At 43.2% G+C, this 855-nt stretch carries 1 protein-coding gene; it reads right to left on the minus strand.

The window, feature by feature from the left end; genetic code table 11:
- Nucleotides 1-855: SdrD B-like domain-containing protein (locus tag CD122_RS10130; RefSeq protein ID WP_206167763.1), on the minus strand; the 855-nt coding region annotated here is incomplete at both ends.

Here is an 855-nt window from a genome sequence, read left to right on the forward strand (position 1 = left end):
CCTTCGTATCATCGCCGACATTCTCTGTTGTTGGAATGTAACCGTCTGGTGTCTTGAATTCAATCGTGCTTTCTCCGTTTGGTACGTTCGGGAACTCATAGTATCCGTTTTCATCTGTTACAACTGTTTCTGTTGTTCCGTCTGGATACGTGATTGTTACTTCCACACCTGGAATTCCTGGTTCACCTTCGTCTTGAACACCGTCTTTATTTGTATCTTCCCATACTGTGTCTCCGACCTTAACTTTGATGAAGCCGCTGTCGATTGTCATATCATCTGCGTCCTGAATTGTTACGTTTACAACTTGACCATCTGAATCTAATGCGTCATCACCTGCGTTGACTACTGTTGGACCGTTATAGCCGTCCGGTGTTTCGAACGTTACAACGTAGTCGCCATTCGGTAAGTCTGTGAAGATGTAGTTACCGTTTGCGTCTGTTGTTGTCGTTACTGTTGTACCATCTGGTTTCGTTAATGTTACTGTAACACCTTCGATTCCTGATTCATTCGCATCCTGGATACCATCTTTATCTTCGTCGAACCATACTTTGTCTCCTAGATCATATACAGGTGTTTCTTTGATGAAACCACTGTCGATTGTCGGATCATCCTTACCGTCAACATTTACCGTTACTTTCGTTCCATCGGAATCCTTCGTATCATCGCCAACATTCTCTGTAGTTGGGATATAACCATCTGGTGTCTTAAATTCAATCGTGCTTTCTCCATTTGGTACGTTCGGGAATTCATAGTATCCGTTCTCATCTGTTACAACTGTTTCTGTTGTTCCATCTGGATACGTGATTGTTACTTCCACACCTGGAATTCCTGGTTCACCTTCGTCTTGAACACCAT

The organism is Staphylococcus rostri (assembly GCF_002902145.1).
Taxonomy (GTDB): Bacteria; Bacillota; Bacilli; order Staphylococcales; family Staphylococcaceae; genus Staphylococcus; species Staphylococcus rostri.